The sequence below is a fragment of the Paenibacillus litoralis genome (assembly GCF_046244365.1).
In the GTDB taxonomy this organism is placed as follows: domain Bacteria; phylum Bacillota; class Bacilli; order Paenibacillales; family NBRC-103111; genus Paenibacillus_V.
The window spans coordinates 5645965-5660335 of record NZ_CP176395.1 but is presented as its reverse complement, the minus strand read 5'-3'; the positions used below and the strand labels follow the sequence as shown (position 1 = coordinate 5660335).

The 14371-nt window shown below is 53.2% G+C and carries 13 protein-coding genes; 12 read left to right on the top strand and 1 reads right to left on the bottom strand.

Annotated elements, in window-relative coordinates; all coding sequences use genetic code 11:
- The 4 genes from ACKGJP_RS24040 (at window position 1) to cdd (ending at window position 4099) form a co-directional block, all read left to right on the top strand.
- The gene (locus ACKGJP_RS24040) at window positions 1-2235 is read left to right on the top strand and encodes an HD family phosphohydrolase (protein WP_409341325.1); all 2235 of its coding nucleotides are present in this window, start codon (window positions 1-3) and stop codon (window positions 2233-2235) included.
- A 186-nt stretch (window positions 2236-2421) separates the two neighbouring features.
- Window positions 2422-2955, top strand: a complete 534-nt coding sequence (ybeY, locus tag ACKGJP_RS24035; protein WP_409341324.1) for an rRNA maturation RNase YbeY — start codon at window positions 2422-2424, stop codon at window positions 2953-2955.
- Window positions 2952-3641, top strand: a complete 690-nt coding sequence (locus tag ACKGJP_RS24030; RefSeq protein WP_409341323.1) for a diacylglycerol kinase — start codon at window positions 2952-2954, stop codon at window positions 3639-3641. Before ybeY ends, ACKGJP_RS24030 begins: the two co-directional genes overlap by 4 nt.
- A 38-nt stretch (window positions 3642-3679) precedes the next feature.
- Entirely contained in the window at window positions 3680-4099 is a 420-nt protein-coding gene (cdd, locus tag ACKGJP_RS24025) for a cytidine deaminase (protein WP_409341322.1), read from the top strand.
- Here cdd and ACKGJP_RS24020 read toward each other — a convergent pair.
- Window positions 4092-4889, bottom strand: a complete 798-nt coding sequence (locus ACKGJP_RS24020; RefSeq protein WP_409341321.1) for a lipid II flippase Amj family protein — start codon at window positions 4887-4889, stop codon at window positions 4092-4094. The two genes, cdd and ACKGJP_RS24020, sit on opposite strands and share 8 nt — an antisense overlap.
- A gap of 296 nt (window positions 4890-5185) precedes the next feature.
- On the opposite strand from ACKGJP_RS24020, the gene era reads away from it, so the two are divergent.
- The 8 genes from era to rpoD all read left to right on the top strand — a co-directional run bounded on the left by era (window position 5186) and on the right by rpoD (window position 14315).
- The gene (gene era / locus ACKGJP_RS24015) at window positions 5186-6082 is read left to right on the top strand and encodes a GTPase Era (RefSeq protein WP_409341320.1); all 897 of its coding nucleotides are present in this window, start codon (window positions 5186-5188) and stop codon (window positions 6080-6082) included.
- A gap of 233 nt (window positions 6083-6315) precedes the next feature.
- Window positions 6316-6453 carry a YqzL family protein gene (locus ACKGJP_RS24010; RefSeq protein WP_409341319.1) on the top strand — a complete coding sequence of 46 codons (138 nt, stop codon included), beginning with the start codon at window positions 6316-6318 and terminating at the stop codon, window positions 6451-6453.
- Window positions 6454-6516: 63 nt separating this feature from the next.
- Window positions 6517-7284 carry a DNA repair protein RecO gene (recO, locus tag ACKGJP_RS24005; protein WP_409347244.1) on the top strand — a complete coding sequence of 256 codons (768 nt, stop codon included), beginning with the start codon at window positions 6517-6519 and terminating at the stop codon, window positions 7282-7284.
- A 321-nt stretch (window positions 7285-7605) separates the two neighbouring features.
- Window positions 7606-8493, top strand: coding sequence for a glycine--tRNA ligase subunit alpha (gene glyQ, locus ACKGJP_RS24000; RefSeq protein WP_409347243.1), 888 nt, complete (start codon window positions 7606-7608; stop codon window positions 8491-8493).
- Window positions 8486-10585 carry a glycine--tRNA ligase subunit beta gene (gene glyS, locus ACKGJP_RS23995; RefSeq protein ID WP_409341318.1) on the top strand — a complete coding sequence of 700 codons (2100 nt, stop codon included), beginning with the start codon at window positions 8486-8488 and terminating at the stop codon, window positions 10583-10585. The genes glyQ and glyS overlap by 8 nt, the downstream gene beginning before the upstream one ends.
- A 181-nt stretch (window positions 10586-10766) precedes the next feature.
- On the top strand, window positions 10767-11228 hold the full coding sequence (locus tag ACKGJP_RS23990; RefSeq protein WP_409341317.1) for a YaiI/YqxD family protein: 462 nt from the start codon (window positions 10767-10769) through the stop codon (window positions 11226-11228).
- A 43-nt stretch (window positions 11229-11271) separates the two neighbouring features.
- On the top strand, window positions 11272-13119 hold the full coding sequence (dnaG, locus tag ACKGJP_RS23985; RefSeq protein WP_409341316.1) for a DNA primase: 1848 nt from the start codon (window positions 11272-11274) through the stop codon (window positions 13117-13119).
- A gap of 71 nt (window positions 13120-13190) precedes the next feature.
- Complete coding sequence (rpoD, locus tag ACKGJP_RS23980; RefSeq protein WP_409341315.1) at window positions 13191-14315, top strand: RNA polymerase sigma factor RpoD; 1125 nt, start codon at window positions 13191-13193, stop codon at window positions 14313-14315.
- Window positions 14316-14371: the final 56 nt, after the last annotated feature.

The following is a 14371-nucleotide window of genomic DNA, read 5'->3' as shown; positions in this document are numbered from 1 at the left end:
ATGATCCGAGACGAAATGTCGATCAAGGGAAAACTGAATCAACGGCTAACCGGTTGGAAGTACAGCGCAGGCATGCGGATTATTCTGTTCCTTGCGCTGGCTTTATTTTTTTACGGCTCCCTGTCGGGCAAGGTGCTGCCGCAAACCTATGATATCAAGCCGAATACGGTCAGCGAGAAGACGATCGTCGCCAACCGGCAGATCGAGAATTTCATCGCCACCGAAAAAGCGAAGGAAGAAGCGGCCCTAAAGGTGCAGCCGGTTTACCGGTTTACGGGCATCAAACATAACCTGCTGATTGAATCGCTCTACGATAAGCTGGAAATGAACAATGCCGACGCGGAAATGAAATACGATATTAAAGTCAGTCTTTATCGGGATTTATTCCCATCCGTATTGAGCGATTACGTAAACAAAGCGATCGAGAACGCGCAGTCAGGCGGGCAGTATTCCGATACGTTCATCTCGGAAATGCGAACGCAGCTCGAATCCCAGCAATACAAAATTCCGGAAGAAGCGCTTTACAAGCTCCCCCGCCTGACGAAGGAAGAGCTTGCGGACATGGAGCCCGTTACGATAGACATCGTAGGCAGGCTGATGAACGATGCGAATACGGATGCCGCAACGGCGCGTGCGCGCGTAACCGAGCTAGTCAACTCTTCCACGCTGACCAAAAATACGTCGCGCGAGCTCGTGCAGGAAATTGCGAGATTCGCCATCATGCCGAACAAGTTCTTGGATACCAAAGGAACCGATGAGGCGCGCGCGCAGGCAAGGGAAAATACAAAACCCGTGTTGATCAACAAGAACGATGTCTTGGTCAACAAGGGAGAGCTTATTACCGATCAGCTATACAAGCAGCTCGGCGATTTAAGCCTGCTCAAGGATAAAACGAATTACGGTCCGCAAATCGGACTAATTCTGCTATGCACGTTGCTTGTGCTGGGGCTGTATATATTCGTCCGCCAAAGCGAGCTGGCGATCAGCTCGAACAACGCGCAGCTGCTCATGCTGGTGCTGATCTTCATCATTACGCTGGTGTCGATGCGGGTCGTGGCGCTCGGTCAAAATCTCGAGTATCCGCATATCGGATTTCTAGCGCCCGTGGCGCTCGGCAGCATGCTGATCATGGTGTTGCTAAGCGCACCGCTGGCTTTTGCCTCATCCGCTTTAATCAGCATCATGGCGAGCATTATTTATAACAACGATGCCGATACGCTGTTCGATTACCGTTACGGGCTCGTATCGCTGATCGTTTGCTATACGGCCGTATTCGCCTTGCAAAAAGCGAGCCAGCGTTCTTCCATTCTGAAGGCGGGCGTCATGGTTTCGCTTGCTTCGGGATTGTCGGTGGTGGCGCTGATTTTGCTGGATAATCACTACACGATGCGGGATACGGCGTTCTCGCTGTCGTTTGCGGTAGCCGGCGGCTTGCTTAGCGCGGTTCTGGTGATCGGGCTTCTGCCGTTCTTCGAAACGGCTTTCGGTATTTTGTCGCCGCTTAAGTTGGTGGAGCTGTCGAATCCGAACCTGCCGCTGCTGCGCAAGCTGCTTACGGAAACGCCGGGCACGTACCACCATAGCGTAATGGTCGGCAATTTGTCGGAAGCGGCGGCGGAGGCGATCGGAGCTAACGGGCTTTTGTGCCGGGTCGGTTCGTACTATCACGATATCGGCAAAACGAAAAGGCCGCATTATTTTATCGAAAATCAGATGGGCATGGAAAATCCCCACGACTTGATCGATCCGAGCTTGAGCAAGTCGATTATTGTCGCGCATGCGCGCGACGGGGTGGAGATGCTGAAAGAGTACAATCTTCCGAAGCCGTTGCGCGATATTGCGGAACAGCATCATGGAACGACGCTGCTCAAATATTTTTACCACAAGGCGAAGCAGCAGCAGGGAGAGCATCATGATATGCCGGTGGAGGAAGCGGAATTCCGCTACCCGGGTCCGAAGGCGCAATCGAAGGAAGCGGCGATCGTCGGCATAGCGGATTGTGTCGAAGCGGCCGTCCGCTCGCTGCGCAGCCCGACGATCGAGCAGATCGATTCGATGGTGCGCAAAATCATCAAGGACCGGCTTGACGACGGACAGTTCAATGAATGCGACTTGACGCTCAAGGAGCTGGACACCGTCGGCAAAGCGCTTAAGGAAACGCTGCTCGGCATCTTTCATTCGAGGATCGAATATCCGACCGAGCAGCTGGCCGCCAAGCCGGAGAAACAGGCTTAGGGGTTATGGAAGCGGAGAAATCGGCATAAAGTGACAGGAGAGCGCAAATAGTAAGCGTGTCTGCGGGAAGCGGGAGCCTGGAGGGCGGCCGTTTCCCGCAGACGGAAGCGTTCCAAGTACATAATAGGATCAAGGATGGCCGCGAAACGGATACAGGTAGGGTCGGAAAGATTAGGAGGGGTTGCCATGGTTTCACTCGAATGGAACAACGAACAAGATCATATTGAAATCAGCGAGTCGTTTATCGCGAAACTGGAGCAGCTTCTGTCGTTTGCAGCTGAGCTGGAGAACGTGGAGGCGGGCGAAGTTTCGCTTACGTTTGTCGACGACGCTTCGATTCACGAGCTCAACAAGCAGTATCGGGGAATCGACAAGCCCACGGACGTCCTATCGTTCGCCATGTCGGAAACGGGCGACGACGAGATCGATATCAATTACGACGATCTGGAAGAAGTCGAGCTTGAGGGCGACGAGTCGGAAGAGGACGGCGAGGATGAAAGCAGCGAGGGCGGAGAGCCGCTCGGCGATATTATCATTTCCGTCGAGCGAGCCATTCAGCAAAGCGAAGATTACGGCCATTCCGTCGAGCGGGAGCTCGGATTCCTGTTCGTGCACGGCTTTCTGCATCTGATCGGTTACGATCACGGCACCGAAGCGGAAGAGAAGGAAATGTTCGCGAAGCAGGAACAGATTTTATTAAAGGCGGGTTTGACGCGGTGACATCGGTTAAACGATTTTTCCGGGGTTTTCGTTATGCCTACGAAGGGATAAAATATGCGCTGTCCACACAGCGGAACATGAAGTTTCACTTCTTCGTTTCGTTCTTCGTGCTGAGCTCAGCGCTTTTTTTTCATTTGTCGAAGATGGAAATCTTATTTCTCTTACTATCGATTACGCTGGTCATCGTGACGGAATTGATCAATACGGGCGTGGAGAAGGCGGTCGATCTCGCGATGCCGGACCGCCATCCGATCGCAAAAATCGCCAAAGACGTTGCGGCGGCTTCGGTGCTCGTTTCCGCCGTATTCGCCGTTGCCGTCGGTACGATTATCTTTTATGAGCCGGTCGATAAGTGGATTCGCAGCCGCGAGATTCCGGATGCTTCTTTCGCGCCGGGAGAGCTTTGGCTGTATTTGGGACTTGTGCTTCTTACCGTAATCGTTGCGGAAACCCGGTTCGGCAAAAGCCGGTTTCGTCCCAGTCTGTGGACTGCAATCGCTTTCTCATGCGCCACGTTCATTTCGCTTCTGACATCCAAGACGATTATCGCGCTCATGGCATATTCCATGTCCTTGCTGTTTCTGATTATGCTGTACGAACGACGCAGCCGCAGCATGCCGTCGCTATTGTTCGGCTCTGTTATCGGAACGGTCATCACGGTGCTTGCTTATTATTTGAGCGGGTAACGAACGATCTTAACTCGTTATGAAAGTAGGGGGAAAGAATGAACGAACTGCCGAAGGACGAAGTGGAAGTTTTGCTGGAACAAGCAAAAAAGGCCAGACAGCGCGCTTACACGCCGTACTCGAATTTTCAAGTCGGAGCGGCTCTTCTGGCCGCCGACGGCGTTGTGCACCTAGGCTGCAACGTGGAAAACGCCGCATACGGTCCGACGAATTGCGCCGAGCGGACGGCACTGTTCCGGGCTATTGCCGACGGCTGCACGCCAGGGGAGTTCAAAGCCATTGCGGTGATCGGCGATACGGCCGGACCGATAACGCCTTGCGGCGTATGCCGTCAAGTGCTGTCGGAGCTATGCAGTCCGGATATGCCCGTCTATATGTCGAATCTCAGAGGGGATGTCATGAGATCGACGGTCGCCGAGCTGCTGCCGGGAGCCTTCTCGCTGAGATCGGCTACATGAGCGATACGACCCATTTGATCCATAGGGCTCCGGGGACCAGCAGCAGCTGGGCAAGCAGCGTGCCGGCGAATCGCGACAGCATGAGCAAGCCGAACATTTTATTGATCGATGCGATATCGGCTTCGCCGCGCGTCGTTTTGTCCGTCAGCAGCGCAATTCGAGGATCGACCAAAACGGTTAGCAAGACGGTAGCGATGCCGTTGATTAAGCCTGACGCTTGGGAGGCCGTCGTACTTGCTTCGGGAATCAAATAGGAAGCGTACAGTGCCGATAGAACGCCTACCGTGTAAATCGCCGTGGCCAGGCAATTCAACAGGAGCAGCCTTTTGGGGATGCCGCCTATGCGCAGCCGGGAAAGCATCTCCCAGCGGGGACGTTTGACGTGCTTCTTAACCCGCCGTATTCGTTCCACGCTCGCCGAGGTGCGGATCAGCTGCGGAATGGATCCGGTAACCTCGAGATGGGCGATCAGTCTGGAGGCAATGGAAATGCAGGTGGGCACGAGCAGTATGGCGAGAAGCGTCCCGATGGAAGCGGATGCGATAATAAAATGAAACCGCGCAGCCAAGTGGTAACCCTCGGTCGTTTTGGCCGTGTCGATAATATTTCCGATAAGCGGTCCTTGCAGCATGTTCGATGTCCGCGAAACCAGGACGATGATTCCGGTCAGCGAAAGCGCTACTGCCAGCTTGCCGGTACGTACGCCGGCAAGTCTCACGGCAAAAGAAAGCGTCTCGGCCATATGAATCAGTAAAGTAAAGCCTGCCACGATAAGCAACTGCACCAGCATCTCCGTTACGCCTCCCGCACGAATGTAAGGCAGTCCGCCCTTGGGGACGCCATCGCTTTTTTCAAAATGTATAACCTTCGCTGATGGTTCGATTTTCTCGGTAAACGTTTGGAGCCAAAGGAAGCCGAAAGGCGTTTATCCTTGTCTTGTTAATCCGTCATATGGGAAAAGAAGGGGATTCATTTGGGTGAATTATATCGCAGGCCTGTACGGGTGTAAACCGGGGCATTTTATTTGCCGCGCGACCTGTGTTACAATTTGAGTTATTTCATGGTCGACAAAGGAGTCAACAACGAATGAAACAAACTTACAAATCCGGCTTTGTCGCGATTATCGGACGGCCTAACGTCGGGAAATCGACATTGCTCAACCAAGTGATCGGACAAAAGATCGCGATCATGTCGGATAAACCGCAAACGACGCGCAACAAAATTCATGGCGTCTACACGACCGCGAACGCGCAAATCGTATTTCTCGATACGCCAGGCATCCACAAACCGCAGTCAAAGCTCGGCAATTACATGATGAAGGTGGCCGAAAGCACGCTTGGCGAGGTAGATGCCATTCTGTTTCTCGTCGATGTCGTGGACGGCATCGGCGGAGGAGACCGCTATATCATCGAGCAGCTCAAGAAAGTGAAAACCCCCGTTATTTTGGTGCTGAACAAAATCGATCAGGTTCATCCCGAAGCGCTGCTGCCGATCATCGTGCAATACAAGGATTTGTACGATTTCGCGGAAATCGTGCCGATTTCGGCGATGCAGGGCAGCAACGTGAATACGCTGCTCGATCAGACGATCAAATATTTGGAGGAAGGGCCGCAATATTACCCCGCCGATCAAATTACCGATCATCCGGAGCAGTTCGTCTGCGCAGAGCTCGTCCGCGAAAAAATATTGCAGCTGACGCGCGAAGAAATTCCTCACTCGATCGCTGTCGCGATTGAGGACATGAAGGTACAGGAGAACGGGGTCGTCCATATTTCGGCGGTTATTTACGTGGAACGGGATTCGCAAAAGGGGATCATTATCGGCAAGCAGGGTGCGCTTCTGAAAGAAGTAGGCCGCCTGGCGCGCAAGGACATTGAGACGCTTCTTGGTTCCAAGACATTTTTGGAGCTATGGGTGAAAGTGAAGAAGGATTGGCGCAACCAGGAACGCGTGCTGCGCGACCTCGGCTTCCGCAACGATTAAGGGAAGTGCGGTGACTCGGCAGTAAACGCTGCGCTCCAACTTAGGTTCGCATGCCCATGGGCTGCTTATGATTCGTATTTTCCGGCTGTCCCGGTATCCGCAATATCCTTCATTACTGATCCTTCAAGTTAATGGGAGAAGTTCAGCATCCAGTTATTGCTTCGGATTCGTTCCGCATCTATCGAGCATCCTAACAGTATCGTCAGGCACATTGAACAAGGGGATGGTGCGAAATGAGAGATTTCTCGTGGAACTACTTTTCAATGACTGGAGATGTGGACGCCTATTTGCTGTATAAGCAGATCGACGACCGTCAGGAGGAGAACGAAGATGCGGATCTTGGGATGGAGCCGGAGGATTACGATGATTAGGTAAAGGCGTCCGCGGCGTACGGCTGATTGCCGGCGTCAGCGTTCATGGGGGAAAGGAAAACCATGCTGTATCGCGTCCAAGGAATCGTTATTCGCAGTATGGACTACGGCGAAGGCAACAAAATATTGTCGATCTATACGGAACCAGCCGGCAAAGTCGGCGTGATGGTGCGCGGCGCCAAAAAAACGAATAGCAGGCATGCCGCCGTTGCGCAGCTTTTTACGTACGGCGATTTCGTATTTTATAAGAACGGTCGCGGCCAGCTTGGAACGCTAAACCATGCCGAGCTGATCGATGCGCATCAGAAGCTTCGAGAAGATTTGGTTATGGCGGGATACGGCGCCTATATGGCCGAAATGTACGAGAAGCTGATGCCGGAGGAAGAAGGCAATCCGATTATGTTCGAGCAGCTGAAGGCCGGACTGGAAGCTGTCGAGAACGGCAAAGACGGCGGGATCGTGTCCCATCTGATCGAAATGAAGATGCTTGGGCTTTCCGGCTACCTGCCTCAGCTCGACCAATGCGTAAGCTGCGGGGAAACGGTTGCCGACGGCGGTAAGCTGCTCACTGCCCTCAGCGTGAGCCAAGGCGGCGTTTTATGTCCCAGATGCAAATATACCGATCCGAGAGCGGTCATGATTGCCGGCGGAACGTTAAAGCTTTTGCGGCTCTTCCAGCGGCTTGATTTGCGGCGGCTGGGAACGACGGACATAAAGCCTGCTACGAAAGCGGAGCTGAAGCAGTGCATGCGGTCATTTATGGATACGTTTTTCGATATTCGCTGGAAATCGCGGAGCTACTTGGATCAGATGGAGAAGTATTTGACATGACCGCATCGGTTTGATATATTTTGACTATCTGCACATAAGGATGCTGTGACGGAAAGAAGTAGCTGATAATCGACTGTCAAGCGAGCCGGGGGTGGTGAGAGCCCGGTCGGACGTATCAGTGAAAGGCATTCCCGAGCGTCGCGTGAAAAGCGGACCGAATGTTTGGTTGAAATCACCGTTCGGTCAAGTAGGGTGGAACCGCGGGAACTAACAGCTCTCGTCCCTATGTCTGTTATAACAGGCATAGCGGCGGGAGCTTTTTTGCATGCCTGAGGAAACGCATATAGCACGAAAAAAGAAGGAGGCATTCGGCGCATGGCATTGAATTTTCAACAAATCATTTTGACCCTTCAACAATTTTGGGCCGAACAAAACTGCATTATCGTTCAGCCTTACGACACGGAGAAAGGGGCTGGAACGTTCAACCCGGCTACCTTCCTTCGCAGCATCGGTCCGGAGCCTTGGAACGTGGCCTACGTGGAGCCGTCCCGGCGCCCGGCAGACGGTCGTTATGGCGAAAACCCGAACCGGCTTTATCAGCATCATCAGTTCCAAGTCATCATGAAGCCGTCACCCGACAACATTCAAGAGCTGTATTTGGAGAGCTTGAAGCGTTTGGGCATCGATCCTCTGCATCACGATATCCGTTTTGTCGAGGATAACTGGGAGGGACCGACCCTCGGCGCATGGGGACTCGGCTGGGAAGTTTGGCTCAACGGGATGGAAGTGACGCAGTTTACGTACTTCCAGCAAGTCGGGGGCATCGATACGAACCCGGTTTCCGTGGAGATCACGTATGGACTGGAGCGTCTCGCTTCCTATATTCAAGACGTAGAGAACGTATTCGATTTGGAGTGGGTGAACGGCGTTTCGTACCGCGACGTTTTCGGACAGCCGGAATACGAGCATTCCAAATACACGTTCGAAGTTTCGGACGTCAACATGCTTTTCACGCTATACCAAATGTATGAAACCGAAGCGAAGCGCGCGCTCGAGCAAAATCTCGTTTTCCCGGGCGTCGACTACGTACTGAAATGCTCGCATGCGTTTAACCTGCTCGATGCCAGAGGCGCAATCAGCGTGACGGAAAGAACCGGTTACATTGCGCGCGTGCGCAACTTGGCCAGAATGGTGGCTGGCGCCTATTTGGAAGAACGCGAGAAGCTCGGCTTCCCGCTGTTGAAGAAAGGGGTGGACGCGAATGCCTAAACATCTGCTCTTGGAGATCGGCCTTGAAGAAGTACCGGCAAGATTCATTCGCGCCGCGGTTAAGCAGCTTGAAGATAAAACCGTCAAATGGCTGGGCGACGCCCGCATTTCGTTCGGTTCGACCGCCGTTTTTGCGACGCCGCGCCGATTGACCGTGCTGATTGCCGACGTTGCCGAAAAACAGCAGGACGTCAATGAAGAAGTGAAAGGTCCGTCCAAAAAGATCGCTCTCGATGCGGACGGCAATTGGACGAAGGCGGCTCTCGGGTTTGCCAAAAGCCAAGGCGCCTCGCCGGAGCAGCTGTTCTTCAAAGAGCTGGCGGGCGTCGAATATGTGCATGCCGTGAAAAGCAGCATCGGCGTCGATACGGAAAGCGTGCTCGGCGAAGGGCTGACACAGGTCGTGACGTCGCTTAATTTTCCGAAAAACATGCGTTGGGGCAGCCAGGAGCTTCGCTTCGTGCGTCCGATCCGCTGGATCGTCGCTTTGTTCGGCAGCGATGTCGTCCCAATGGAAATCGCGGGCGTCGCTTCCGGCAGAACGACGCGCGGACACCGTTTCCTCGGCCAGGCCGTGGAAATTCCGGCGCCAGACGCTTACGAACGGCTGCTGAAGGAACAATACGTATATGTCAACATCGAGGAAAGGGAAGCGCTCATCCGCAGCCAAATCGAAAGTCTCGCCAAAGAAAAAGGCTGGACCGTGCCGATGAAGGAAGATTTGCTCGAGGAAGTGCTGTTCCTTGTCGAATACCCGACCGCTCTGTTCGGTACGTTCGATCCGGCGTTCCTAGAAATTCCTCAGCAGGTGCTGATTACTTCGATGCGCGAGCATCAGCGTTATTTCCCTGTACTGGATGCGCAAGGAAAGCTGCTTCCGTATTTCGTTACGGTTCGAAACGGAAATGCCGTTTCGCTCGATCAGGTGGCCAAAGGCAATGAGAAGGTGCTTCGCGCCCGCTTGTCGGACGCTCGCTTCTTCTATAGCGAGGATCAGAAAGCAAGTATCGACAGTTTCAATAAGCGGCTCGAAACGATCGTGTATCAGGTCGAGCTGGGTACGGTGGGAGATAAAGTGCGCCGGATCGGCGCCATAACTTCCAAGCTGGCTCTCCTTCTGGAGCAATCGAAAGACTCTAGCCTGCAAGGACTTGCCGATCAAAAAGCGATTATCGAGCGGACCGCCGCCATTTGCAAGTTCGACCTTGTAACGCAGATGGTGTACGAGTTTCCGGAGCTCCAAGGCATCATGGGCGAAGACTACGCGCGTAAAGCGGGAGAGCCCGAAGAAGTGGCTAAGGCCATCAACGAGCATTACCAGCCCCGCTTCTCGGGCGATGCTTCGCCGGAATCGCTCGCAGGCGCGATCGTCAGCATCGGGGATAAGATCGATACGATCGTCGGCTGCTTCTCGGTAGGCATCATCCCGTCCGGCTCGCAGGACCCTTATGCGCTGCGCCGCCAAGCTGCGGGCATCGTGCAAATTTTGCTGGACCGCGGGCTTCCGCTTGCGCTTTCCGATATTTTCGGCGTGGCGCTTGATGTGTTCCAGGACGCTAATCTCCTTAAAGGCAGCCGCGATGACATCCGGCAGAGCCTGTACGAGTTTTTCTCCTTGCGGGTCAAAAACGTGCTGGCCGAGCGCGAAATCCGATACGACATCGTGGATGCAGTGCTTGCGAGCGGCTACGACGATATCGCTTCGGTCGTTCGCAGAGCGGAAGCCGTTAAAAATGCGGTAGCCGCCGCCGACTTCAAATTGACGGTCGAGCAATTCAACCGCGCCGGCAATCTTGCGGCGAAAGCGGGATCCGCAGACGTCAACCGCGACTTGTTCGCGGACGATGCGGAGCGGGGCCTATGGGACAGCTGGCAAAGCGCATCGGTGCTTTATGCCGAGCAGCTGGCCAAAGACGATGAAGCCGCTGCGCTTCAGACGGCTGGCACCCTAAGCGAACCGATTCGTCGATTCTTCGATACGGTCATGGTCATGGCGGAGGACGAAAGCATTCGTGCGAACCGGCTGGCGATGCTGGCCCGGATTTCGAACGAGCTGAAGAAAATCGCCGATTTTTCAAAGCTGGTTTGGTAGTTGAAAAGATAGAAGCAATGGCGGCGCCGCTTGTGCGCCGCTGCTTTGCAGCTATGCCGGCAAAAAGGATCCATGCATGCGCGATTAGTTGAAGCCTTGTTTTTATGCGGCGGTATTTCGTTTGCCGAAGCAGGATTTTTTGCTTACCCATCGTATATAATATTGCAGAAGGAAGAATGCCTTGGAGCCTAAAATAATCGTAGATGCGGACGCATGTCCCGTAAAGGCGGAAATCGTAAAAGCGGCAGCGCAGTTTCAAACGCCCGTGTGGATGGTGGCTTCCTATGACCATCGTCTGTCTCCTCAGGAGGGCGTAACGGTCATACAAGTCGACCGATCCGATCAATCCGTCGATTTGTATGTTGCCAACCGACTTGCCGCAGGGGATATTTTGGTGACCCAGGACTTCGGACTGGCGACGATCGGACTGGCCAAAAAGGCGGTCGTGTTGTCGAACCGCGGTCAGCAGTATACGGATTTGACGATCGATTTCTTGCTCGAAAAGCGTCACGAACAGGCCAAAAACCGCCGCGGAGGAAAGTACGGAAAAGGCCCGAGACCTTTTACTGACGAGGATCGACAACGCTTTCTACAAACTTTGACAAAAGTTTTAAGGCAAAGGCAGGAGAATGTATTCCCATAGCGAATACTTATACACGTGTTAAATCGGATAGAAGGTGGATAGGATGAGTAACGGACGTATCCCTGAGGAAGTCATCGAGGCGGTACTCAAGCATCACGATATAGTGGATGTCGTCGGCAAATACGTTCACCTCACCAAGCAAGGGCACTACATGAAAGGGCTTTGCCCGTTTCATTCAGAGAAAACCCCCTCCTTCACGGTAACCCCGGAGAAGCAAATTTATTACTGCTACGGCTGTCATGCCGGCGGTAACGCCATTCATTTCGTCATGGAAATCGAAGGGTATTCGTTCGGAGAAGCCGTTAGGCATATGGCCGAAGAGGCGAACATTCCGATCGGGTGGGAGCCGCCTACCGCGCAAATGACTCAGCAGCAAGCGGAGCAATCCGTTTTGTATCAAGCCTATGAGCTTTCCGCCAAATGGTATCACCACATCCTCAAAAATACGGAGCAGGGCCGTCAGGCCATGGGATACCTTCGCTCGCGGGGGTTCACCGACAAATGGATCGATTTTTTCCAAATCGGCTATGCTCCTCCTATGTGGGATAAGCTTTCGCAATTTCTGGAGAAGCGTCAATTCTCTTTGCCCTTGATGGACAAAGGGGGCCTCGTAACCGCAAGAGCGGAAGGCGGCGGCTACTATGACAAATTGCGCGACAGGATCATCTTCCCGATCGCCGATTTCAAAGGAAGGGTGATTGCTTTCGGCGGCCGTGCTATGGGTGACGTACAGCCCAAGTATATGAACAGTCCCGAAACGCTGCTGTTTAACAAAAGCCGCAACCTGTACAACATACAGCACGCGCGCCCGAATATACGCAAACAGCAAACCGTCGTTCTGTTCGAAGGGTATGTAGACGTCATCAAGGCTTGGGGGGCAGGGGTGAACAACGGTGTAGCCACGATGGGGACGGCGCTCACCGAGGAGCATGCGCAATTGCTGCGCAAAAATGCGGAGCAGGCGATCGTCTGCTACGACGGCGACAATGCCGGACAAGCGGCCGCGTACAAAAGCATACCGATTTTGCAGAAGGCGAATATGCATGTGAAGATCGCCTTGATGCCGCCGGGAATCGATCCCGATGAGTTCGTTGCGGCATACGGAGCGGATCGCTTCCAGCATGAAATCATCGACGGTGCGGTGCCTGCGGTGAAATTCAAACTGCTCTACGCACGCAAAAACTTCGCGCTGAACGATTCGGCAAATTGGCCGCGCTATCTCGAAACGGCCGTCAAAATCATCGCCGAGCTCGAAACGCCGGTCGAGCGGGAGCATTATATTAGCGAGCTGGCGGCGGAATTCCGGTATTCGCCCGAATCGATTCGCCAGCAATTGAATGAGGAAAGGCAAATTTTTCTAAAAAAAAGGCAGGATAAGGGGCAGTCAGGGGATAATTTAAACAATACGTGGAATAATGTAATGGATAAAAAGCAAGGTGCGGGGAAAAAAGAAGTTAAGCTGCAAAGCGCATATCAAAACGCCGAAAAGCAGGTGCTTTGCGCGATGATGCACGACCGCGATATGGCGGAGTATGTAGAGGAGCGGCTCGGGGATCAGTTTAACGTGGAAGCTCACGCAGCGCTTGCTGCTTATTTATATGCCTTTTATGCCCAAGGAAACGCTCCGGATGCAAGCCGCTATTTGGCTTCGCTGCAGGACGAACGGCTGGAGCGAGCAGCCAGCTCGATTTTGATGATGACGATGCATGATGCGGTCAACAGCCAAGTCATCGACGATTATATTCGCGAAATCAAAAAATACCCGCAGCAAAAGGCTATCGAGCACAAAAGAGAAGAGATGGTCCGCGCGGAGAAAAGCGGAGATTTCCGTTTGGCTGCGCAGATCGCAAGCGAGATTATTACCCTAGAGAAACAGCTGAAATCATCATAACGCCTTTACGAGAGACGAAATACGGGGTGTTTCATGGCGATGTCGATTCTAGGGAGGAGGGAGCAGTAAACATGGCGAACGACCAGCATACCGAATTGGAAACCGAATTGACTCTTGAGCAGGTGAAAGAACAGCTTATTGAGCTCGGTAAAAAAAGATCTTCCCTGACATACAAAGATATTATGGAGCGGCTGGCACCTTTCGACCAGGATGCGGAGCAAATCGATGAATTTTTCGAGCAGCTTCAGGAGCTCGGCATCGATGTCGGCAACGAATCGGAGGAGGACGAAATCCAACGTCATCCGGGGGAAGACAATGAACATGACGAGTTTCATTTCGACGACGACTTGTCGCTCCCGCCAGGGATTAAAATCAACGATCCTGTCCGTATGTACTTAAAAGAAATCGGACGCGTGCCGCTCCTGTCGGCCGACGACGAAATCGGTTTGGCTAAACGAATCGAACAGGGTGACGAGGAAGCGAAACGGCGTCTTGCGGAAGCGAATTTGCGTCTGGTCGTCAGCATCGCCAAGCGTTACGTTGGACGCGGCATGCTGTTCCTTGATCTGATTCAGGAAGGAAACATGGGTCTGATTAAGGCGGTTGAGAAATTCGACTTTACGAAGGGCTTTAAATTCAGCACTTATGCGACTTGGTGGATCCGTCAGGCGATTACGCGGGCCATTGCCGACCAAGCGCGGACGATTCGTATCCCGGTTCATATGGTTGAAACGATCAACAAGCTCATCCGCGTCTCGCGCCAGCTGCTTCAGGAGCTTGGAAGAGAGCCGAGTCCGGAAGAAATTGCGAAGGAAATGGATTTAAGCACGGATAAAGTGCGTGAAATTATGAAAATCGCACAAGAGCCGGTATCGCTGGAAACGCCGATTGGGGAAGAAGACGATTCGCACCTTGGGGATTTCATCGAAGATCAGGAAGCGCTCGCTCCGGCAGATGCGGCTGCTTACGAGCTTTTGAAGGAACAGCTTGAGGATGTGCTCGATACGCTGACCGAACGTGAGGAGAACGTGCTGCGCTTGCGTTTTGGCTTGGATGACGGGCGTACCCGGACGCTTGAGGAAGTCGGCAAAGTGTTCGGCGTAACGAGGGAACGGATTCGTCAAATCGAAGCAAAAGCGCTGCGTAAGCTGAGGCACCCTAGCCGCAGCAAACGGTTGAAAGATTTTCTCGAGTAAGCTTCATAGCGTCATCACCGGCCTTTCCATGAGAAAGGCCTTTTTTTTTGCTGCCG

What these genes read in the sequence shown, in the direction of transcription:
- ACKGJP_RS24040 (WP_409341325.1), top strand. Translation starts at nt 1, where the DNA reads ATGATCCGAGACGAAATGTCGATCAAGGGAAAACTGAATCAACGGCTA.
- ybeY (WP_409341324.1), top strand. Translation starts at nt 2,422, where the DNA reads ATGGTTTCACTCGAATGGAACAACGAACAAGATCATATTGAAATCAGC.
- cdd (WP_409341322.1), top strand. Translation starts at nt 3,680, where the DNA reads ATGAACGAACTGCCGAAGGACGAAGTGGAAGTTTTGCTGGAACAAGCA.
- ACKGJP_RS24020 (WP_409341321.1), bottom strand. Translation starts at nt 4,889, where the DNA reads ATGCTGGTGCAGTTGCTTATCGTGGCAGGCTTTACTTTACTGATTCAT.
- era (WP_409341320.1), top strand. Translation starts at nt 5,186, where the DNA reads ATGAAACAAACTTACAAATCCGGCTTTGTCGCGATTATCGGACGGCCT.
- ACKGJP_RS24010 (WP_409341319.1), top strand. Translation starts at nt 6,316, where the DNA reads ATGAGAGATTTCTCGTGGAACTACTTTTCAATGACTGGAGATGTGGAC.
- recO (WP_409347244.1), top strand. Translation starts at nt 6,517, where the DNA reads ATGCTGTATCGCGTCCAAGGAATCGTTATTCGCAGTATGGACTACGGC.
- glyS (WP_409341318.1), top strand. Translation starts at nt 8,486, where the DNA reads ATGCCTAAACATCTGCTCTTGGAGATCGGCCTTGAAGAAGTACCGGCA.
- dnaG (WP_409341316.1), top strand. Translation starts at nt 11,272, where the DNA reads ATGAGTAACGGACGTATCCCTGAGGAAGTCATCGAGGCGGTACTCAAG.
- rpoD (WP_409341315.1), top strand. Translation starts at nt 13,191, where the DNA reads ATGGCGAACGACCAGCATACCGAATTGGAAACCGAATTGACTCTTGAG.